Source organism: Acinetobacter sp. AND/436, assembly GCF_049546925.1.
GTDB classification, from domain to species: domain Bacteria; phylum Pseudomonadota; class Gammaproteobacteria; order Pseudomonadales; family Moraxellaceae; genus Acinetobacter; species Acinetobacter indicus.
The window spans coordinates 101,133-122,806 of sequence record NZ_JBMXBO010000010.1 but is presented as its reverse complement, the minus strand read 5'-3'; the positions used below and the strand labels follow the sequence as shown (position 1 = coordinate 122,806).

Annotated in this window: 15 protein-coding genes; 11 read left to right on the top strand and 4 right to left on the bottom strand. The window is 47.5% G+C overall.

The features are described from left to right. Positions 1-16: 16 nt before the first annotated feature. Positions 17-6,985, top strand: a complete 6,969-nt coding sequence (locus ACPEPR_RS09665) for an Ig-like domain-containing protein (RefSeq protein ID WP_423562365.1) — start codon at positions 17-19, stop codon at positions 6,983-6,985. A 128-nt stretch (positions 6,986-7,113) separates the two neighbouring features. Here the strand turns inward: ACPEPR_RS09665 and mobR are convergent, their stop codons facing one another. Beyond that, on the bottom strand, positions 7,114-8,787 hold the full coding sequence (mobR, locus tag ACPEPR_RS09660) for a phenol degradation transcriptional regulator MobR (RefSeq protein ID WP_423562364.1): 1,674 nt from the start codon (positions 8,785-8,787) through the stop codon (positions 7,114-7,116). A gap of 394 nt (positions 8,788-9,181) precedes the next feature. Here mobR and ACPEPR_RS09655 point away from each other — a divergent pair, with 394 nt between their 5' ends. Genes ACPEPR_RS09655 through ACPEPR_RS09630 form a run of 6 tightly spaced genes read left to right on the top strand, consistent with a single transcriptional unit; the run spans position 9,182 to position 13,855 of the window. Next, positions 9,182-9,472, top strand: a complete 291-nt coding sequence (locus ACPEPR_RS09655; protein WP_104489758.1) for a phenol hydroxylase subunit — start codon at positions 9,182-9,184, stop codon at positions 9,470-9,472. 18 nt (positions 9,473-9,490) lie between these two features. After that, positions 9,491-10,495, top strand: coding sequence for an aromatic/alkene monooxygenase hydroxylase subunit beta (locus ACPEPR_RS09650; RefSeq protein ID WP_104490776.1), 1,005 nt, complete (start codon positions 9,491-9,493; stop codon positions 10,493-10,495). Positions 10,496-10,506: 11 nt separating this feature from the next. After that, complete coding sequence (locus ACPEPR_RS09645) at positions 10,507-10,776, top strand: MmoB/DmpM family protein (protein WP_075168171.1); 270 nt, start codon at positions 10,507-10,509, stop codon at positions 10,774-10,776. Between the two features lie 59 nt (positions 10,777-10,835). Further along, entirely contained in the window at positions 10,836-12,362 is a 1,527-nt protein-coding gene (locus tag ACPEPR_RS09640) for an aromatic/alkene/methane monooxygenase hydroxylase/oxygenase subunit alpha (protein WP_075168172.1), read from the top strand. Between the two features lie 57 nt (positions 12,363-12,419). Then, a complete protein-coding gene (locus ACPEPR_RS09635) occupies positions 12,420-12,782 on the top strand; it encodes a phenol hydroxylase subunit P4 (protein WP_104511304.1) in 363 nt (120 codons plus the stop codon). Positions 12,783-12,793: 11 nt separating this feature from the next. Continuing rightward, positions 12,794-13,855: an NADH:ubiquinone reductase (Na(+)-transporting) subunit F gene (locus ACPEPR_RS09630; RefSeq protein ID WP_160241156.1), complete on the top strand. Its 1,062-nt coding sequence runs from the start codon at positions 12,794-12,796 to the stop codon at positions 13,853-13,855. Positions 13,856-14,026: 171 nt separating this feature from the next. Here ACPEPR_RS09630 and ACPEPR_RS09625 read toward each other — a convergent pair whose 3' ends face one another. Beyond that, positions 14,027-14,221 (bottom strand): heavy-metal-associated domain-containing protein, encoded by a 195-nt coding sequence (locus ACPEPR_RS09625; RefSeq protein WP_005179178.1) that lies wholly within the window; start codon positions 14,219-14,221, stop codon positions 14,027-14,029. 152 nt (positions 14,222-14,373) lie between these two features. On the opposite strand from ACPEPR_RS09625, the gene ACPEPR_RS09620 reads away from it, so the two are divergent. Beyond that, the gene (locus tag ACPEPR_RS09620; RefSeq protein ID WP_005179175.1) at positions 14,374-16,842 is read left to right on the top strand and encodes a heavy metal translocating P-type ATPase; all 2,469 of its coding nucleotides are present in this window, start codon (positions 14,374-14,376) and stop codon (positions 16,840-16,842) included. Positions 16,843-16,914: 72 nt separating this feature from the next. Continuing rightward, complete coding sequence (gene cueR, locus ACPEPR_RS09615) at positions 16,915-17,307, top strand: Cu(I)-responsive transcriptional regulator (protein WP_005179173.1); 393 nt, start codon at positions 16,915-16,917, stop codon at positions 17,305-17,307. Between the two features lie 69 nt (positions 17,308-17,376). Here cueR and ACPEPR_RS09610 read toward each other — a convergent pair whose 3' ends face one another. Continuing rightward, on the bottom strand, positions 17,377-18,009 hold the full coding sequence (locus ACPEPR_RS09610; RefSeq protein ID WP_005179171.1) for a class I SAM-dependent methyltransferase: 633 nt from the start codon (positions 18,007-18,009) through the stop codon (positions 17,377-17,379). Positions 18,010-18,242: 233 nt separating this feature from the next. Here ACPEPR_RS09610 and ACPEPR_RS09605 point away from each other — a divergent pair, with 233 nt between their 5' ends. Both ACPEPR_RS09605 and epmA read left to right on the top strand, forming a co-directional pair. After that, the gene (locus tag ACPEPR_RS09605; RefSeq protein WP_423562363.1) at positions 18,243-19,310 is read left to right on the top strand and encodes a 4-phosphoerythronate dehydrogenase; all 1,068 of its coding nucleotides are present in this window, start codon (positions 18,243-18,245) and stop codon (positions 19,308-19,310) included. Beyond that, positions 19,307-20,281: an EF-P lysine aminoacylase EpmA gene (gene epmA, locus ACPEPR_RS09600; protein WP_168406358.1), complete on the top strand. Its 975-nt coding sequence runs from the start codon at positions 19,307-19,309 to the stop codon at positions 20,279-20,281. Before ACPEPR_RS09605 ends, epmA begins: the two co-directional genes overlap by 4 nt. Before the next feature lie 97 nt (positions 20,282-20,378). Here the strand turns inward: epmA and ACPEPR_RS09595 are convergent, their stop codons facing one another. Beyond that, positions 20,379-21,611 carry a multifunctional CCA addition/repair protein gene (locus ACPEPR_RS09595; protein ID WP_104488290.1) on the bottom strand — a complete coding sequence of 411 codons (1,233 nt, stop codon included), beginning with the start codon at positions 21,609-21,611 and terminating at the stop codon, positions 20,379-20,381. Positions 21,612-21,674: the final 63 nt, after the last annotated feature.

Here is a 21,674-nt window from a genome sequence, read left to right as displayed (position 1 = left end):
GGGTACGATCACCGATATGTTTAATGCCTTAAAAGGTGCAGATGGCAAATCAGCTTATGACCTGTATGTAGAGATCGCGACTGTAGCTGGAGAGACTCCACTATCGTTCACTGACTGGCTGGCTTCATTAAAAGGAGATACAGGTGCAGCAGGTGTAGATGGCCTGTCTGCTTATGAACTATATTTACAAGGTCAAGCGAACACTTGGTTTACAGCGAACCCAGCAGATCAGACAACTTATGAGGCATATGTTGCCGGTCTTGAGGAAGGTGGGGTTGCACTTTCTGCCTCTGACTGGTTAGAAGCCAATGTTCCAGCTTATGCCACTGTACTAACAGATGCTGGTACTGAGACTGAAGCCAAATGGTTAGAGTCCTTGAAGGGTACAGATGGCAAAGACGCCTACGTCCTTTCCAAACCTGTAATCGCAGAAAATTCTGAAGAAACTTTGGCTGGTACAGCAAAAGCAGGTGAAACAGTAGTTATTCTTGATGGGTCGGGAAATATTGTTACAGAAATTCCTGTTACAGCAGCAGATGGCACATTCACAATTTCCCCAAATCCTTTAGCAGGGGAAATCGGTTCAATTTATGTAACAAATGCACTAGGTGAAATTTCTGATAGCTTTACGTTAGTGGGAGCCGCTGATACGACAGCACCAGATTTACCAGTCATTTTGCTAAATGATGAAACGCAGTTAAGTGGTACAGCAGAACCAAACGCGAAAGTTATTGTGATTGCAGATGGTCAGGCATATGAAACAACTGTTGGTCCAGATGGTACTTGGAGTTTTGCGGACATAAATGGACCATTTAATCCTCTAGTAAAAGAAGGTGTAAGTGCAGCTATCATTTATGCTGAAGACAGTGCAGGTAATGATAGTGATCCATCACTTGTATTTATTTCAGAAAATACAGCCTTAGTCGATCTAATTGAATCCGTGGTTGTAGTAGATGACTTGAATGCTGATGATGTCATTAATGCATTTGAATTAGGCAATGATGGTCAAATTCAGCTTGATGTTAATCTGGGAATTGATGCTGCTGTAGGTGACTTGATTTCAGTCAATGGTTATAACTATGTCTTGAATCAAACAGATATAGATGCCACGAAAATCACAGTATCAGTCAATGCACGTGAAGGTGAAAATATTCTTGTGGTAACGGGCATTAATGCTACGGGTCAAACAGAACGTCTTCAAGATAGTATCTTGGTGGATACTACAGCAGGTACAGTTACCTTAGACAGCGTTCAGCCTTTAGATACACTTCCTTTAAGCGAAATTTTGCTTAATGACATGTTCATCAATGCGCTTGAGTCTACAGATACAGTCAAACTTGTGGGTACAGCACAACCTGGCTCAACACTGAGCATTATAGTTGAAGGTATTACAGAGCCTTTCACAGCAACTGCTGACTCTATTACAGGTCAATGGTCGATTGATTTAACGACCGATCAGTTAAATACTTTGGCTGATGGTGAAATTGCTGTGACTGGTACGGCAACCGATCTAGCAGGTAATACTGCTGAACTTGTGGATAATGTGACTTTAGATACACAAGCTCCAAGTGTAGCCATTACTATCTTAGAAAATGGCATTGTAACCGTTACACCTACAGAGCCATTGTATTTAAATAATACACAAGCAACGTTAAATGATATTGCGGCAAAATTGGGAGCTTCGGTTGAAGGTAATTTTGACGTTGTAGGTGGTCAAATTCAGTTCACACCAACTGACGCTTATTATGGTGATATCACAGTAACTTTACCTGCTGATGCATTTACTGATTTGGCGGGGAACCCTGCCGAAGCTGCTACGGCTACGGACTTAATCAATTTTGCTGATGCTCCGACTGTGCTCATTACTTCAGATGAATATTCGATTGTCGCAGGTCAAACCACTTTAATTACCTTTACTTTCTCAGAGTTGGTGAATGGTTTTGAGTTGTCTGATGCCAGTACAAATGGCGCAGGTACACTGTCTAATCTGACTCAGGATTTAAATAATCCACTTATTTATACTGCGATTTTTACACCAATTGTAACTGATGCCTTAACGGCAAATATTACTGTTGCTGCGGGCAGTTATGTCAGTGCAACGACAGGTAAACTGGGTGAAGCAGGCCAGCTGCAACAACTTGTGGGTGGTGTATACGAAAATACGAACATTACGGGCGATACGCAAGTTCCAGATGCTCCGACAGTAAGTCTTGCAACTGATACTGGAGTATCAGATAGCGATGGTATTACTGCCGATGCAACTGTAAATGTAGGTATTACAGCAGGCAATACATGGCGTTATAGTACTGATGGTGGGAATACTTGGTCTACTACATGGTTTGACTCAACTACAACCTCATTTGAATTGCCAAATGCTGGTATCTATCGATATGGCGATATTGTAGTTGAACAACGTGATTCTGCGGGTAATGTCAGTCAAGGTGTTTTAGCTCAAGATGTGACTTTAGATAATGCTACCAGTATTACTATCACGAGCCCAACAACAATTTCGAGCTATGATCAGCAGAATGGTTTCGTAGTTAAAGGCATTGCAGAGCCGAATAGTAAAGTTACATTTACAGTAGAAGGTATCAATAAAACCTTTGAAACGACAACAGATGCAACAGGTAATTGGTTTACCTTGATTTCTTCAACAGATTCAGCTGCAATGGCTGATGGCGCAGATGCTGGAACAACGATTACGATTTCAGCAACGGCTACGGATGTTGCGGGAAATACAGAAACAGCATCTAAAACGGATGTCTCCTTGACATCGGTAACGAATGCAATTGGCGTAATTGCAGGTGATGACATTATTAATGCATCAGAAGCAAGCAATGGCGAAACAATTTCAGGTGTGTCTGATTTATCTGGTTCTGATACCAGGGATTATGGGGTTATTTACAGGTTAGATATTGATGGTAATCGTGAAGATTCTCCTGTACATGAATTTTCAATTACTGCTGCGTTAGCTGACAGCGTCAATTGGACAGAGTCGCTGAATCAGGCTCAAATTCAGACCTTGTTGGATAATGGACAAGATGAGGTTGTATTAAATGGACAATATGAGGTTGTATTATTTGATAACCGTAGTGGAGCCTTCGGTAACTATACTTATAACCAAGAGGTTGCTTCACGTAAGTTTACGATAGACCTTGATTTAGACCCTCTCGCATATATTGTTTCAGATGATGATGGTGCGCTTACTCCTATCGGAACTGCTTATACCACCAATGACTCAACACCAACTTGGTCGGGTACAGCTGAACCAAATTCAGCCATTGAAATTATAATAGGTGGAAAAGTGGTTGCATCTGCTATTGCAGACGAAAATGGTGATTGGACGGCTACAGCAAATCAAACACTGCCTGACGCTACTCACACAGTGACTATTAAGAACACCGATTTAGCAGGCAATACTCGTACAGATAGTCAACATACAATTACTGTCGATACTATTGCGCCAGTGATCAGTATTGATCAGCCTATCGCAGGGGACAATGTCTTAACTGATATTGAAGCTGCACAAGGTCTGACAATTACAGGTACAGCAGAAGGTGCAGAAGTCGGTGAAACAGTGACTGTTACGGTGGAAGATGAAACGCTTACCACAACGGTAGCGCTTGATCCTGAAACAGCATTACCTATTTGGAGCTTAACTTTAACACCAGAACAATTATCTTCACTGCCATTAACAGATCTTCAGGTACTAGATATTAGTGCCACTGTTACCGACAAAGCTGGAAACAAATCTGAATCAGATACTGCAACAGTGATTTATAAACTTGCAGATACGGATGTTCTAAATACAGTTGTTGAACTTTCAGAAGCTGGTTTATTGAATACAGAAACGATTTCTGCATCAGACACAATTATTAGCTTGCCATTCGGTACTACTACCGTATATTTGGAAGCACCTGCAACCGATTTATACGCCAACGGTATGTTGATTGATTGGGCTGGTCAAAATACCCAAGAGTTAATTGGTAGCGCCAATGGTATTGAAGCGATTCGGATTACACTAAATGATGCTGGTCAGTATACAGTTACCATGAGCCAAGCAATTGAACATGGTGAACCAAGTACAGTAACTGATGATGAGTTGGCTTTTGATGTTCGAGTGAACTTTGCCAATGCACGTGGCGATGTGACTCAGTCCCACTATATTACGGTGAATGTGACAGATGATGTCCCAGTTCTTGCAGCAGATCGAACTGAAGCTTTAACGAGTACGTATGTCGTTGAAGGTAATGCTTTGGTTAAAACCAGTGCAGATGGTATTCAGGAAGCTGAAATTAATGTAGATGGCACAATCTTCAAAATTGATTATGAGAATCAGAGTATTACTCAAACAGCAACGGGCACTGCAGACAAAGTCTTGGCATATAACCATATTCCTGCAGAAAATGGAGCAGGTCAGCTATTCATCACCACAGAACGCGGCGAGTTAATTAAGTTTGATCTAGATACAGGCGCATACCAGTACAGTATTTTTGCACCATTACCAGTCGATTATTCAACCTCTGTACCGGTTGCCGTGAGCTTAGGTGGTTCAAATACCTTGTTAGGCGCTGTAAATGTAGACGTTGCTGGCTTACTTGAGTTTGAAAATAGCCAACTGTTTGCTGTACAAGGTGATGGTATTTATGCTGTTAAAATTGCTTTGGGTGATGTTGTTAATGTAGGCGGTTTATTAGGTAGTTTACTGGACGATCCGAAAAAGTTCAGCTATAACACAATTTTGGCAAATGAATTCGGTTTCAATATCACTTTAACATCCGCTGTTTTAGGTATTGGTCAGGCGACATTAGAGATTAAAGCTCAGAATAATCAGCCATTAGATACCTTTAAAGTTAATCAACTACTTAGTACGGTGGGTATTCAAGGTGGTCTTTCAGAACTATTAAATGTTGGTATTCTTCCTTGGGCTTCTATTACAGCTTATGCTCAGGATGGAACTACGCTTGCTACGAAAGACTCAGTGGAATTAGCAAATGTTGGTTTACTCAATGATTTGTTATCTGGTGAAACGGTTTCTACCATTTTGGTTGATAGTGCTGGACGTGGTTCAACCTTAACTAAAGATGGTGCATTAGAAGCGTGGTCTATTTATGGCTTAGACGGTGCCGATAAAATCTATGGTGGAAATGAAGGTGACCACTTATATGGTGGGAACGGTAATGACCTCATAATGGGTAACGAAGGCGACGACTATATCATTGGTGGTCGTGGTCACGATATTTTATATGGTGGTGAAGGGTCGGATACTTTCCGTTGGGAAAAAGGTGATCAGGTCATGACCATTGGTATTGCGACAGACATCATTAAAGACTTCAATGCAGACTCAGCAGTATTGGGCGGTGACATTCTGGACCTGAAAGGTCTGCTCAATGGTGGTGGTCGTTTAGGATTTATGCCAGGTAACCTGACCAATTATTTACATTTCAGTTATGACGAAGTTAATGATCAAACTATTATTCAGATTAGTACTGAAGGAGAGTTTGTCGGTGGTTATCAGGAAGCATCACATACTCACTTAGTGGATCAAGTAATCGTGCTTGAGGGTGTTAATTTATTTAAATCGACTCCTTCACAAACTACTGCCGACTTACACTCAGATTATGAGGTGATTCAAAATCTGATTGCACAAGGCAAGTTGGATGTGGCATTGGTTGATCAAGTGATTGGTAGTGATTCAACTGACATTGATCTAAGTGTGACCGATACAGATGGTGATAGCGACACTACAGCAATCACATTTGATACAACTGAGTTAGTGCCGTTTGGCTATAACCCAGACAACCAAGCGCCATGGGTATTTGGTAAAAATACCTCTTTACTTGGTTTGGTTGGTCTAGATGTATTAAGTGTGATTAACTTAGGTGAGCAAGATATTTTTGTGTATGACATCAATAATGATTTACGCAAAGTAGAACTTGAGTTCCAACAAATTGTAGCGGTCAATGTAACGAAACCAACATTTGGCTGGTCAGCAAGACTTGCACAAGAGCTGGGTCTAAAAGTTGAAGTCATCGAAAATGAAGGTGTTCTAGGGCTTATTGCGCCAACAACGACCTTACGTATCACTAGTGCGAGTACAGAACTAAATATTAGCAATAGTGCGATTAACCAGCTTTTAGCCACTGTTAAAATTGGGGTTCAAGAGGGTGATCTTGGAATTGTAAATGGCGATCTACTCAGCTTAGACGTTATTAATACCATGCAAATCCGTGCAACAGACAGCCATGATTTGACCACAACAGAAACGATGGGCAAGTTACTCGACTTAGATTTGGCGACAACCAGCTATCGTTTAAATGGTGACGTGAATTTGGTTGAAGGAACCGATGAAAGCGACACAAATCTGGATCAGTCAGCAGCAAGTGGGTCAGTATTAATCTATGGTTACAATGGCGATGATACAATCACAGGCAGTGCATATAATGATGTGATTTACGGTGGCATAGGCAATGATGTCATTCATGGCGGTGCTGGCAATGACCTGATTTATGGTGGTGCAGGTGATGACACGATTCATGGTGGTTCTGGACTTAACATCTTAAATGGCGGTGCGGGTGCAGATACATTTGTATCTACAAGCGGCGCTCAAGATGTAGTGATCTACGATTTACAGGCGAATGATGCAACAGGTGGACATGGTCAAGATACCTGGAATGGCTTTAAAGTCGCTAATGTGGCTTTTGACACAGATGCAGATATGCTTGATCTTTCAGAATTGATTGCAGATTCATTTGATGAGGCGCACGCTCAGTCGCTTTTAGAAAATGACGCAACTGCTTATTTCAGTTATATGGCACAGTTCATTCAGTTAGAACAGGTTGCTGATGGTAGTACAATCAATACGTTAGTGAAGGTCGATCGTGATGGAAGTGGAGAGGCATTCTCTGCTACATCACTAGTAACTTTAACGGGTGTCGCTACTGATCTTGAGCAATTACTGCAAAATGGACAAATTTTGTATTAAGTTTTAAAAATCTGACCAAACCCAGGAAGTATGCGTTTACTACCTGGGTTTTTTTGTATATATGGATAAATGGAAAACTATTAAACAGGACACTCAATCTTCAGCTGGTCCTAATATTTACTGAAATTTTAAACCATCTGATATTTCTTTAACCGGTAATCCAGTGTTGCCCGACTAATCCCCAGTAAACGTGCCGCTTCAGAAATATTCTGCTGGCTACGCTGCATGGCGGTTAGAATAATTTCCTGCTCATGCTGTTCCAAAGAAAAATCCTCAGTCAACAGGGTTTCAATTGAATTGGAGGAGGTTGAATTTTCAGCCTGCTGCTTTAACTGCGGAAACAGGCAGCTCAGTTTAATTTCCTGCTGATCATCGGTGAGTAGGGTGGCACGCTCTAGCAGGTTTTCTAGCTCACGGATATTGCCAGGCCATTCATAACTCATCACATAATTTTTGGCTTTGTCACTCAGGCCAGGCAGGGTTTTGCCATACAGGTTTTCAAAGCGTTTCAGGAAATGATTGACCAGTAGCGGAATATCTTCACGACGCTCGCGCAGTGGCGGAATCTGTACCGGAAAAATATTCAGCCGATAAAATAAATCGGCACGGAAACGTCCGGCTTTGACTGCCTGTTCCAGATCTTCGTTGGTGGCGGCGACAATACGCACATCTACTTTGCGGGTCTGATAATCACCAACCCGTTCAAATTCGCCTTCCTGTAACATGCGTAACAGGGCGGCCTGGGCGCGCGGTGACAGTTCAATCACTTCATCCAGAAAAATGGTGCCGCCATCTGCGCGTTCAAACTTGCCTGCACGTGACTGGTTGGCGCCGGTATAGGCACCTTTTTCCACCCCGAACAGTTCGGCTTCAATCAGGTCGGGAGGAATACAGGCACAGTTGACTGCGACAAACGGTTGCTGGCGGCGCTGGCTGGCCTGATGAATCCCGCGGGCAAAGGCTTCTTTACCGACCCCGGTTTCGCCCTGTAACAGGACTGCGACTTTACTGCCTGCAGCTTTTTTCAGGAGGTCACAGACCTTGCGATAGGCCGCCGATTCACCGATAGCATTAAACATGGTGTAGTCGGCTTCAGCATCGGTGTAGATGGTCTGTTTCAGCTGGTTCAGCTCTGCCTGCAAGGCAATAATCTTGTCTGACACCGGATCGGGTGACATAAAGCGGATCAGTTCATTGGCATTTTCCCAGTCGGCCAGCGGTTTGCCGATAATCCGGCAGCAGTCATCGCCTTTGGCCACGCAATGGGTTTCCTGATAAATAATGGTTTGACCCATCACATAGCTGCTATAGCCGCAGGCATAACCGAGCAGCATCCAGCAGGCCGGTTCATCGGCTGCGCCAAATTCAGATAAATGCACTTCGGCTTCAAAAGAGTTAAGCCAGTTAAAATCGGCATAAAACTGATGCTGGTCATGACTTAAACGCAGGTCATTGACTGTAACCTGGACCATGCCGCGAATACCGTGCATCTGCGGGCCGGCCATAAAGGCTTCCACTTCATTTAAGTTCGGGCGCAGTCGTGAGGTGACTTCGGCATCGCGCATCCCGGCCTGATAGCCGCAGCGGATAAAAAAGTGTTTGGTGCGTTCATAGCCCAGCATCTGATACAGGTCTTTGCGCAAATAGCCCATGATGCCGCTATGAATCAGCAGCATCCGGTTTTCTTCAAACCAGATCTGACCGTGTTCGGTATCAAACTGGATTTTGTCGAGCAGATCCTGAATGTCCTGATTGTGTTCCAGCAGCTGTTTGTAGTGTTTAAGGTCCTGGGTATGGGGCATAGCCAATCATCCATTTTGGCAAGTCACAAGCATGGATTGATCTTAACCAATTCCGACCATCGAGGTGAGGATTTAAAGTGCATAATCTTATACCTTTTAAATATAGTGCTCATAAATCAATAAGTTGAAATTTTAGCAATATACAAATGTCTAAAACTTCAGTATGCGTTTAAGTTCATCAAATGCTGAAATTCAGCAAAATATCTTTCAGCAAAACATGAAATTTCTCGTCCATCTCATCTCTGTATTTTTAAGCCAATTTAAATAAAAATATAAATATCAATTATTTATAAAAGTTGGCACGCCTTTTGAAATGCTTTAAGTAAATAAAGCTGCAAGCTCCGTGCTTGCCACACTGAAATGATTTTGGTGGCAATGAAAAAGGAAGGTCATGATGACGCACACTGCACGCCCAACGGCATTGACCAAATACATCCGGATTACCGGTGATCCACAGGCCAAATTTGTCGAATTTGATTTTGCCATTCAGGACCCGACGCTATTTGTCGAGCTGGTTCTGCCCCAGCAGGCTTTCCAGGAATTTTGTGCCATGCATCAGGTGGTGGAAATGAGCGCCGCACAACAGGCCTGGAATGATGCCCAGGAAGATAAATGGCGTTATGGCGTAGAACCGAGCATGGTGCGCCCGACACAGTATCTGTCAGATCAAGAAGATCAGTCTTAAGTCGATAAGGAGATAATGATGACTTTAGAAATTAAAACGTCCAGCGTTGAACCCATCCGCCAGACCTATGCCTATATTGAACGCCGTTTTGGCAACAAGCCGGCCACACGTTATCAGGAAGTCAGCTTTGATGTGCAGGCGGCGGCCAATTTCCATTATCGTCCGCTATGGAAACCGGAAAAAACCTTAAATGATCCAACCCATACCGCACTGCTGATGCAGGACTGGTATGCCTTTAAAGATCCGCGCCAGTTTTATTATGGCGCCTATGTGCAGCATCGCGCGCGTTTGCAGGATATTGCCGAAAGCAATTATGCCTTTTTTGAAAAGCGCGAACTGGTGGCGAACCTGTCCGAGGCAGTCCAGCAAAAACTGATGCAGTGCCTGTTGCCATTTCGTTATGTCGAACAGACTGCCAATCTGCACATGATGTCGGGCAGTGCCTATGGCTATGGCACGGTCATCACCCAGGCCTGTATTTTTGCCGCAATGGACCGTTTGGGCATGGCGCAGTATCTGTCACGAATTGGTTTGCTGCTCGATGGCAATCGTGGTGAGGCTTTGCAGCACGCCAAAACTGCCTGGATGGAAGATGCCGCCTGGCAGCCGCTGCGCCGTTTATGTGAAGTCAGCCTGACCGAGCAGGACTGGTTCAAACTGTTTTTATTACAAAACCTGATGATCGACAGCATGTTGCAGCAGCTGGTGTATGGCGAGCTGGATCAATGGCTGGTCGAGCAGGGCGCACGCGATATTGCCATGCTGACCGAGTTTATGCAGGACTGCCTGAACGATTTACGTAAATGGTCTGACAGTGTGTTTAAAACTGCAGTTGCAGAATCGGAACATAACCAGCAGCTGATTCAGGGCTGGATTGAAGAATTGCTGCCCCAAGTGGAACAGGCCTTTTCCAGCTGGGCCACGCTCGCACTGGGCAGTGCATCGGTGGAATCCGCCATGAACCTGATTCAGGAACGTTGCAAGAAAGCCGGTTTACAGCTTCAACACGCCTCAGCCGCATAAGGAGATGCCTCATGAGCTCAAAAGTTTATTTAGCCCTGCAAGATAACGACACTTCACGCTATATCGTCGAAGCGATTGAACAGGATAACCCGGATGCCAGCATCCAGTATTTACCGGCCATGATCCGCATTGAAAGCGAAACCGGTCTGATTGTACGGGCTGAAACCGTGTCGGAAAAACTGGGTCAGGATTGGGACATCCAGGAATTACAGCTCAACATGATTACTCTGGGCGGCAATGTCGAGGAAGATGATGACAGCTTCCAGCTGAAATGGAATTAAACAGACAACATGCCAAGGCCTGAGTGCCTGCACTGGAAAAATTGAACAGGATGATCAAGATGAATACACAAGCCAAAACTGCACAGAAAAAACTGAATGCCAAAGACCGTTACCGGATGCTGACCCGTGATCTGGACTGGGATTTTTCCTATGCCGACCGTAAAGCCGCATTTCCGTATGAAGAATTTGAAGGCATTAAAATTACCGACTGGTCAAAATGGGAAGATCCGTTCCGTTTAACCATGGATGCCTACTGGAAATATCAGGCCGAAAAAGAGAAAAAACTCTACGCCATTTTTGATGCATTCGCGCAGAACAACGGTCAGATGAATGTCTCCAATGAACGTTATTTAAATGCCATTAAACTGTTTTTAACTGCGGTTACACCGCTGGAATATCAGGCTTATCAGGGTTATGCCCATGTAGGCCGTCAGTTCAGTGGCATTGGTGCGCGGATTGCTTCGCAAATGCAGTCGATTGATGAGCTGCGTCATGTACAGACCCAGATTCATGCCATGAGCCATTACAACAAGTTCTTTGATGGCTTTCAGGACTGGGCGCATATGCATGACCGGGTCTGGTATTTATCTGTGCCTAAATCATTCTTTGAAGATGCGCGTTCAGCCGGGCCATTTGAATTCCTGTTGGCGATCAGCTTTGCCTTTGAATATGTGCTGACCAACCTGCTGTTTGTGCCGTTTATGTCTGGCGCGGCCTATAACGGTGATATGGCCACCGTGACTTTTGGTTTTAGTGCCCAGTCCGATGAAGCACGTCACATGACCCTGGGCCTGGAAATTGTCAAATTCCTGCTGGAACAGCATGAAGATAACGTGCCAATTGTGCAGGAATGGATTGATAAATGGTTCTGGCGCGGCACACGCTTATTATCAATTGTTGGCATGATGATGGACTACATGCTGCCAAATAAAGTCATGTCCTGGAAAGAAGCTTGGGAAACCTACTTTGAAGAAGCGGGCGGGGCACTGTTTAAAGACCTGGGCCGTTATGGCATCCGTATGCCGAAATATTCGGAAGTGATTGAGAAAGAAAAAGAGCATGTGTCGCATCAGGCCTGGTGGATTTTCTATAACTTTGGCCATGCAGCCGGTTTCCACACCTGGATTCCAACCGATGAGGAAATGGACTGGCTGTCGGCCAAATATCCGGACACCTTTGACAAATATTATCGTCCACGCTGGGAACTGGCCCGTAAGATGGAAGCCGAAGGCAAACGCTTCTATAGCGCCGGTTTACCTCAATTGTGTCAGGTCTGCCAGATTCCAATGACCTTTACTGAAATGGGCGGCGACCCGACCATGTTCAGCTATCGCGACAGCATCTATCAGGGTGAGCGTTATCACACCTGTTCCGATGGCTGCCACGACATCTTTGAACGTGAACCGGAAAAATATATCCAGGCCTGGCTGCCAGTGAACCAGATTTTACAGGGCAACTGTGGCGGGCCAGATCTGGAGAGCATCCTGCGTGATTATTATCACTTCAATGTCGGTGCAGACAACCTGGACATTGAAGGCTCGCCAGATCAGCAGCGCTGGAAAAAATGGAAAGGCGACGCCGCATAAAAAATGGAATCGGGTCATTGCTGCCAATGACCCGCTCAAGGAATTAGGAGATTTCTCATGACTGTACGTGCAATTCAAGACCATTATCAATTCGAACCGCGCGATGCCCAGCATCACTATGGCGACAACATGCTGTTGTATATTGGCTGGGATCATCACACCTTATATTGTGCGGCTCATGCCTTTGTGGTGTCACCGCAGCAGACCTTGCAGGATCTGATCGATCAGCAGATTCAGGCCGGTTTTCATCAGCATCCCGACTTTGAGCAGCTGGACTGGTCAACGGTGCAGTTTGTGTTAAACCATGAACCTTTACAGACCGATTTTTCCAAAACACTGGCCGAGCTAGGCTTTGACCACAAATCCCTGCTGCGTTTTGTCAGCCCGGAACTAAAAGGCTATCAGGATGCCCATGTTTAAGGAGAAAGCGCATGAGTTATCAAGTTACCATTGAACCGATTGGCACCACCATTGACGTGGAAGAAGACCAGACCATTCTCGATGCCGCCTTACGTCAGGGCGTATGGTTACCCTTTGCCTGCGGGCATGGCACCTGCGGCACCTGTAAAGTGCAGGTTACGGACGGTTTTTATGATGTCGGTGAAGCATCGCCGTTTGCTTTAATGGATATCGAACGCGAAGAAAACAAGGTGCTGGCCTGCTGCTGCAAACCGGAATCTGACATGATTATTGAAGCCGATGTCGATGAAGATGAAGATTTCATGGGCTATCTGGTGGAAGATTATCAGGCCACGGTGCTGGAAATAAAAGACCTGTCACCGACCATTAAAGGGCTGCGTTTACAGATTGACCGTCCAATGCAGTTTCAGGCCGGGCAATACATCAATATCCAGTTTCCGGGTGTTGAAGGCACGCGCGCTTTCTCGATTGCCAATGCGCCAAGTGAAGCCGGTATTATCGAGTTGCATATCCGTAAGGTCGAAGGCGGTGCAGCCACCCGTTATGTACATGAACAACTGAGTGTGGGTGAAGAACTGCAATTGTCCGGGCCGTATGGACAGTTCTTTGTGCGTAAATCCGATGATCAGGACGTGATCTTTATTGCTGGCGGTTCGGGTTTATCCAGCCCACAATCCATGATTCTGGACTTACTGGAACAGGGTGACAGCCGGATTATTTACCTGTTCCAGGGCGCGCGAGATTTAAGCGAACTGTATAACCGCGAACTGTTTGAGCAGCTGGTCAAGGACTATCCGAACTTCCGTTATATTCCGGCGCTGAATGCCGTACAGCCGGAAGATCAATGGACCGGCTTTAACGGCTATGTACATGAAGCAGTGGCGGATTATTTTGAACACAAATGCAGTGGTCACAAAGCCTATTTATGCGGTCCACCGGTGATGATTGATGCCGCGATTTCAACCTTAATGCAAAGCCGCCTGTTTGAACGTGACATCCACACCGAGCGCTTCCTGAGTGCGGCTGATGGGGCATCCGGTTCAGCCCGTTCGGCGCTGTTTAAGCATATTTAAGTTTAAGTGTGTTTTGTTTTTTTGTCCGGTTTCGAATGACCTATTGCATGTCCCGTTGTCCGTTATAGGTCATTCGTCTTTTGCCGCCTCCCTGATGCCCGCATCACGGAGGCGATTTTATTTGACGCTAGCAGTGTATTGGACAGTAGCGGTTTTGAGGGTGCCTGGAAATTATTGCACTTCTGGCGGGAAGCCATCTTCATTCAGCGCCGCCACCAGCTGATCTACGCTGGCACTGCTGTCGACGGTCACGATTTTACTGTCCAGATCAATGTCAACTTTGGCATTCGGGTCCACATCCTGAATGGTGGCTGTTACACCGCGGGCGCAGCCGCCGCAAGTCATATTGGCAATATGCAGTTTCATTAAGATGCTCCATGAGTCATGTGAAGATGTTTCCAGTTTAAAGCTTGTCATGATGGGAAGGTCAAGCCAAATTTTTATGCGCAGAGACTTGACCTTCCCATGATGTCAATCTGTATGCTGTAGGGAAATCCGGGTATTGGCCGAGGTAGGGCATGAGCATCTCAAATTCATCTGCTGTTTTTCGTGAAACATTGTCTATTCAGGGCATGACCTGTGCTTCATGCGTAGGCCGGGTGGAAAAAGCCTTAAAAAAAGTGGATGGGGTCGAGCAGGCCAATGTCAATCTGGCCACCGAACAGGCCGTGGTGGAATCTTCCGCACCACTTGACCGGGCTGCTTTGGTCAAAGCCATTGAGCGTGCCGGTTATGATGTGGTCGTCGCGGCACCCATCGAATTGTCAATTGATGGCATGACCTGTGCCTCCTGCGTGGCGCGGGTAGAAAAAGCCCTGAAAAAAGTGCCGGGTGTGCAGCAAGCCAATGTCAATCTGGCCACTGAGCAGGCCTGGGTCGAAGCCGATACTACGGTCAGTGCCGATAAACTGATTCAGGCCATCCGTAAGGCTGGTTATGATGCCCAGCTGCAGACCACGACCACCACTGAACAGGCGGATCAGAAAGCCAGCGAGCAGCAGCAACTAAAACGTGATCTGTTAATTTCCCTGGTGCTGGCCATTCCGGTATTTGTGCTGGAAATGGGCTCGCATTTAATTCCGGCTTTTCATATGTGGGTCATGCATCAGATCGGGCAGATGCCGAGCTGGCTGTTGCAGTTCGTGTTGACCACGCTGGTATTGCTATTTCCGGGCCGGCGTTTTTATCAAAAAGGCATTCCGGCCTTGCTGCGTTTCGCGCCGGATATGAACTCGCTGGTGGCAGTCGGAACCCTGGCCGCATACAGCTTTTCGGTGGTGGCGACTTTTATGCCACAGCTGTTACCGGAAGGCACGGTCAATGTCTATTTTGAAGCTGCCGCGGTGATTGTCAGCCTGATTTTGCTGGGACGCTATTTTGAAGCCAAAGCCAAAGGCCGCACCTCGCAGGCAATTCAGCACCTGATCGGCATGCAGCCAAAAACCGCCCGCATTGTACGTAATGGCCAAAGTGTGGAAGTGCCGCTGGCTGAAGTCAGCTCGGGTATGCAGGTCGATATCCGCCCAGGAGAGCGGATTCCGGTGGATGGGGAAGTGCTGGACGGCCGCAGTTATGTCGATGAATCGATGATTAGCGGAGAGCCGCTGCCAGTAGAAAAAATGGCAGGCAGCGCCGTGGTGGGCGGCACCATCAACCAGAATGGCAGCCTGAGCATCCGCGCAACTGCGGTGGGGGCAGATTCGGTGCTGGCGCAAATTATCCGCATGGTCGAGCAGGCTCAAGGCTCCAAACTGCCCATTCAGGCGCTGGTCGATAAAGTCACCATGTGGTTTGTGCCAGCCGTAATGCTAATGGCTGTGCTGACCTTTCTGGTCTGGCTGATTTTTGGTCCTGAACCGGCGCTGACCTTTGGTCTGGTCAATGCTGTAGCGGTGCTGATTATTGCCTGTCCATGTGCTATGGGGCTGGCCACTCCAACCTCGATTATGGTCGGCACTGGACGTGGGGCAGAAATGGGCATTCTGTTCCGTAAAGGCGAAGCCTTGCAGCTGTTACAGGAAGCGCAGGTGGTGGCGGTAGATAAAACCGGCACCTTAACCGAAGGCAAGCCGCAACTGACCGATTTTCATGTACAGGCCGGTTTTGAGCAGACGCAATTATTAAGCTGGGTGGCGGCGGTAGAAGCCAAGTCGGAGCATCCGATTGCCTTTGCTATTGTCGAAGCCGCGCAGCAACAAGGCTTATCTTTACCAGCTGTGAGCGATTTTGATTCGATTGTCGGGTCCGGCGTGAAAGGGCAGGTCAATGGTCAATGGCTGCATATCGGGGCCGACCGTTATATGCATCAGCTGGGTTTAAGTACCACAGCCTTTGATCAGGTTGCGGTACGTTTGGGGCAGGAGGGAAAAACACCACTGTATGTGGCGGTAGAGGATCAACTGGCGGCCATCATTGCCGTGGCCGATCCAATCAAAGACAGCACCTTTGCCGCGATTGAAGCCTTGCATCAGTTGGGCGTAAAAGTGGCAATGATCACCGGCGATAACCGGCATACCGCCGAAGCGATTGCCCGGCAGCTAAAAATTGATACTGTGGTTGCCGAAGTTCTGCCGGAAGGCAAAGTCGATAGCGTACGTGAATTGCAGCAGCAATATGGCCGTCTGGCCTTTGTCGGCGATGGGATTAATGATGCCCCGGCGCTGGCACAGGCCGATGTCGGGCTGGCCATTGGCACCGGTACCGATGTAGCTATTGAAGCCGCCGATGTGGTGCTGATGTCCGGCAGTTTAAAAGGCATTCCCAATGCGATTGCTTTAAGTCAGGCCACTATCCGCAATATCCGCCAGAACCTGTTTTGGGCCTTTGTTTATAACGTGGCCTTAATTCCGATTGCCGCCGGCGTGCTGTATCCGCTGTGGGGCATTTTACTGTCGCCGATGTTTGCTGCAGGCGCAATGGCACTGTCATCCGTGTTTGTGCTGGGCAATGCTTTACGCCTGAAGCGCTTTGCCGCGCCGCTGCAATAGCCGTTGGCGTCAGGACATTTTCGGTTTAAGATCGGAGGCAGGTCTTAAACCGCCGTATTGAGCGAGAAGCATGTGAATATTGGTCAAGCCGCAAAGCAGTCGGGCATCTCTGCCAAAATGATCCGTTATTATGAAAGTATCGGCCTGCTCACGGCTGCCCAGCGCAGTGCTGCCGGTTATCGGGTCTATTCCGAGCAGGATTTAAAAACCCTGAATTTTATTCGTCATGCCCGCGAGCTGGGCTTTTCTACCGAGCAAATGAAAGAACTGATTTCGCTGTGGAAAAATAGCGGCCGCCAGAGTGCAGAAGTGAAAGCGCTGACCTTAAAACATATTGATGAGCTGAACCAGAAAATCCAGCGTTTACAGGACATGGTCAATTTGTTGCAGCAATCTGCGCAGCATTGTCAGGGCAATCACAGCGCGGAATGTGCCATTCTGGACCAGATTGAAAAAGGCGGATAAGCCAGTAAGCAGCAGGAATCGAATTGCAGGAGGATGAATCAATGCAGATTCATCCTCCTTTTTTATGCTTTATTTACGGATTTGAATGGCAAACTGAATCACATGCGACTTCCCCTGATGCAGCTGTCCTTCATGACGTTCCACTTCACCGACAAAGAAATGCAGCAGATGATCTTGCTGGAAGATCTCTAGAAAATCACGTGGATCATACAGCATGTCAGGATTGCCCGGGCCACCGGTGGCATAGGCCAGTTGTGCTTTGGAATAGACCTCGCCAATGAACCAGCCACCGGATTTCAGGCTATGACGCACGCCGTGCAGTAATTTCTGCTGGGTCGGCTGATTGACATGACCAAACACGCAAATCGCATGCTGAAACTGGTTTTCCGGCCATTCTACCTGACTTAAATCCACCGCGGCGGTGTCCAAGGTCAGCTGTTTGGCCTGGGCATGTTTTTGGGCTTTTTCAAGCGCAACAGTCGAATAATCCCAGAGTAGTCCGGCAAACGGCAGTTGCTGTTCACGGGCGCGCTCGGCCAGATAAATCAGGTTACGGCCTTCACCTTCAGCAATGCCCAGCGTAGCGCCAGAAATCGCTAACTGCTGGGCCATCTGCTGAATAAAAACGTTGGCCGCTTCGCCATATAAATGATCGGTGCTGTGGTAGCGTTCATCCCATGGATTGCTAAAGCGAGGTGTCATATGCAGGCCCTTCATTGGTTAAAAATAAACGGGGGAGAAGATTAAGACTGGCCTTGACTATAACATATTATAAAAACATATATTGTTTTATTCGGCTTCGGCAAGTTGTATTTGGGTGAAGCCTGATGGGCCGGCTTTGCTGTGGTTAATATTCAGTGTATTTACTGCAATAGCGCTTCATCCGCAGGGCCTTCAGGCGTTATCATGGACAGATCAAAGCATTGGATTGCCTTATGAAAATTATTGCCGATGAAAATCTGGCCTTTACCGATTATTTTTTTGCCGAGTTTGGTGAAATCTCCCATCGTCCGGGCCGGAACTTAACTGCGCAGGACCTGCACGATACCGAAGCCTTACTGGTGCGCTCGGTAACCAAGGTCAATGCCGAACTGATCCAGCACAGCAAGCTGCGTTTTGTGGGCAGTGCCACCATTGGTACCGATCATCTGGATATTGCCGCGCTGGAACAGCAGCAGATTCGCTGGTCCAATGCCGCCGGCTGTAATGCACAGGCGGTTGCCGAATATGTGATTACCGCCTTACTGCATGTGCGTCCAGCCTTACTGGAAGCAGGCCAGCAGTTCTGTCTGGGCATTATCGGACTGGGCAATGTCGGTTCGCGTCTGGCGGTAATGGCGGAACTGCTGGGCTGGAAAGTAGTGGCTTATGATCCTTTGGTGCAACGTGAAAGTGTGCAGCAACTGGCATTGGCAGACGTATTGGCTCAGGCCGATGCCATTTCGATTCATGTGCCGCTGACCAAAACCGGTCCGTATCCGACCTATCATCTGTTCAATGCCGAAACCCTGGCCCAGATGAAGCCGGATGCAATTTTAATTAACTCAGCGCGTGGTCCGGTGGTGGCAGAGCAGGCATTAATGACCGATATCCAGCAGACCGGGCGTGCGGTGGTGCTGGATGTATTTGAGCATGAACCGGAAATTTCTGCCGAATTATTGCATCTGGTCACGTTGGTAACGCCGCATATTGCCGGTTACAGTCTGGAAGGCAAAGCCCGCGGCACACAAATGATTTATGCCGCTTTTTGTGAAGTCTTTGGGCAAGTGGCACATAAACGCTTTGAAAACCAGTTGCCGCCGTGCAGCGATTATTTTAGTGGTCAGCCGTTAAAAGCCGCACTGCAACAGCATCTGCCACAGATGTATGATATTGCCGCCGATGACGCAAAATTACGTGCCTGCTTAAAAGACGGCAAGGTCGATCAGCAGGCCTTTGACCATTTACGCAAGACTTATCCGCTGCGCCGTGAATGGGCTGCGCATGGAGGGCCCGCCGCATGAGCCTGAACTATCAGCCGACCTGTAGCCTTGAGGCCATGCGCGCCCGCGCCAAGATGTACGCCCAGATTCGCCAGTTTTTTGCTGAGCGCGAAGTGCTGGAAGTGGAAACGCCTATTTTGTCGCAGGCCGGTGTCACCGATGTACATTTAAGCTCGGTACAGGCCAAGCGTCATGTATTGGGCCAGCAGCAGACGCATTATCTGCAAACTTCGCCTGAATTTGCCATGAAACGCCTGCTGGCCAGTGGCAGTGGCCCGATTTACCAGATCTGCAAGGTGTTTCGTGATGATGAGCACGGCCGCAAACACAATAGCGAATTTACCATGCTGGAATGGTATCGCCCGGGTTTTAGCCTGAAAGAGCTGATGTTTGAAGTCACCGATTTACTCAATCTGACCTTGGCACAGCGTTTTGGTGAAGTACGTCCAACGGTACTGAGTTATAAACATGCTTTTATGGATCGGCTGGATCTGAATCCGCTGCAAGCGACATTGCAGGAACTGAAAGCCTGCTGTCAGCGTGTCGGGCTAAGCCTCGATTTAGGTGATGATCGTCTGGGCTATATCGACCTGTTGTTCTCGCATATGGTTGAGCCTAGTCTGGGCTTTGACACGCCGGTATTCCTGACCGATTTCCCGCCGGAACTGGCCTCACTGGCCAAAACTCGTGTCGATGAAGATGGCGAACTGGTTGCCGCCCGTTTTGAGCTGTACATTGAAGGGCTGGAACTGGCCAATGCCTATGATGAACTGGCTGAGGCCGAGGTGCTCCGTGGCCGTTTTGAAGCCGACAATCAGGAGCGGGAAAAACTGGGCTTGCATGTGATGCCACTTGATGAATATCTGCTCAGTGCCTTGCCTCAGATGCCGCCATGTTCAGGTATTGCGCTGGGTATTGACCGTTTATTGATGATTGCCACCCAGCAGATGCGTTTGGAACAGGTAATTACTTTTCCGGCCGAACGGTCTTAAGGCGGCTTCATCCAGATCAGCACAGGGGGATGATTCATCCCTGATCAACAAAAATACCCGTGCACGACACGGGTATTTTAAATTTTATGACTCAATTTTAGCTTGCGGCGGTATATTCTGCTTTCAGCACTTCAATCGCTTTAATGCGGCGCTGAATCAGCATTTCACCAATATCGGGGCCTTTAATCTCAGGCGGTAAATCCTGCGCTTTAATGCCGCGCACCACCTGCATGGCTTTGAGCACATAATCGGCCTGCGGATAGTCCCGATCTTCCATGCCTAAACGGCCACGCGAATCACATTCACAGGCCTGAACAAAGGCTTCTACCCGTTCCGGGCGACGCAATACATCCAGACGCTGTAGCAGACGCCATAAGGTGCCCGGTTTTAAGGTCAGGGCCTGATGGCATTTTAAATGTTCCTTGCACACCGCCAGTGCCAGCTGTTTGGTATAGGTCGGCACTTTCAGGCGGTCACATAGGTCAGTAACCGGCTGAATACCACGTTCTTCATGCATGATATGACGCGGTAATTCATCGGCTGGGGTCAGGGCCTTGCCCAAGTCGTGCACCAGCACGGCAAAACGCACATCCAGACTGTAATTCTGGCGGCAGGCCTGTTGCAGGGACATTAAGGTATGCACGCCGCAGTCAATTTCCGGATGATATTCCGGGCGCTGTGGAATCCCAAACAGGGCATCAATTTCCGGGAACAAGGCTTTTAAGGCACCGCAGCGACGCAGCACTTCAAAGTATTCATCGGCATGATCTTCCTGCAAGGCGCGTGCAGTTTCTTTCCAGACCCGTTCCGGGGTTAAGGTATCCAGCTCGCCAGATGCTGCCAGCGTGCGCATCAGGGTCAGGGTGTCATCGGCCACACGAAAGCCCAGCGCTTTATAACGCGCAGCAAAACGGGCAATTCTGAGTACACGTAATGGGTCTTCAACAAAGGCGTCGGAAACATGACGCAGCACTTTTTGCGCCAGATCCTGCTGTCCACCATAAGGATCATAGACCTGGCCGTTTTCATCCATGGCCATGGCATTAATGGTCAGGTCACGACGGATTAAATCTTCTTCCAGCGTGACATTGGGTGCAGTATAAAACTCGAAACCATGATAGCCCTGACCGGCTTTACGTTCGGTACGGGCCAGTGCATATTCTTCTTTTGATTCAGGATGTAAAAACACAGGGAAGTCTTTGCCCACGGGCTGATAGCCTTGGGCCAGAAGCTGTTCGGGTGTTGCCCCGACAACCACATAATCTTTTTCGTGATAGGGGTGCCCCAGCAAATGATCTCGCACCGCACCGCCTACTAAATAAACTTGCATGAAAAAACCTCTATTCTTGAGGTCATCATGCAACAGAATAGAGGTTTTCTCAAGTCAGAATGC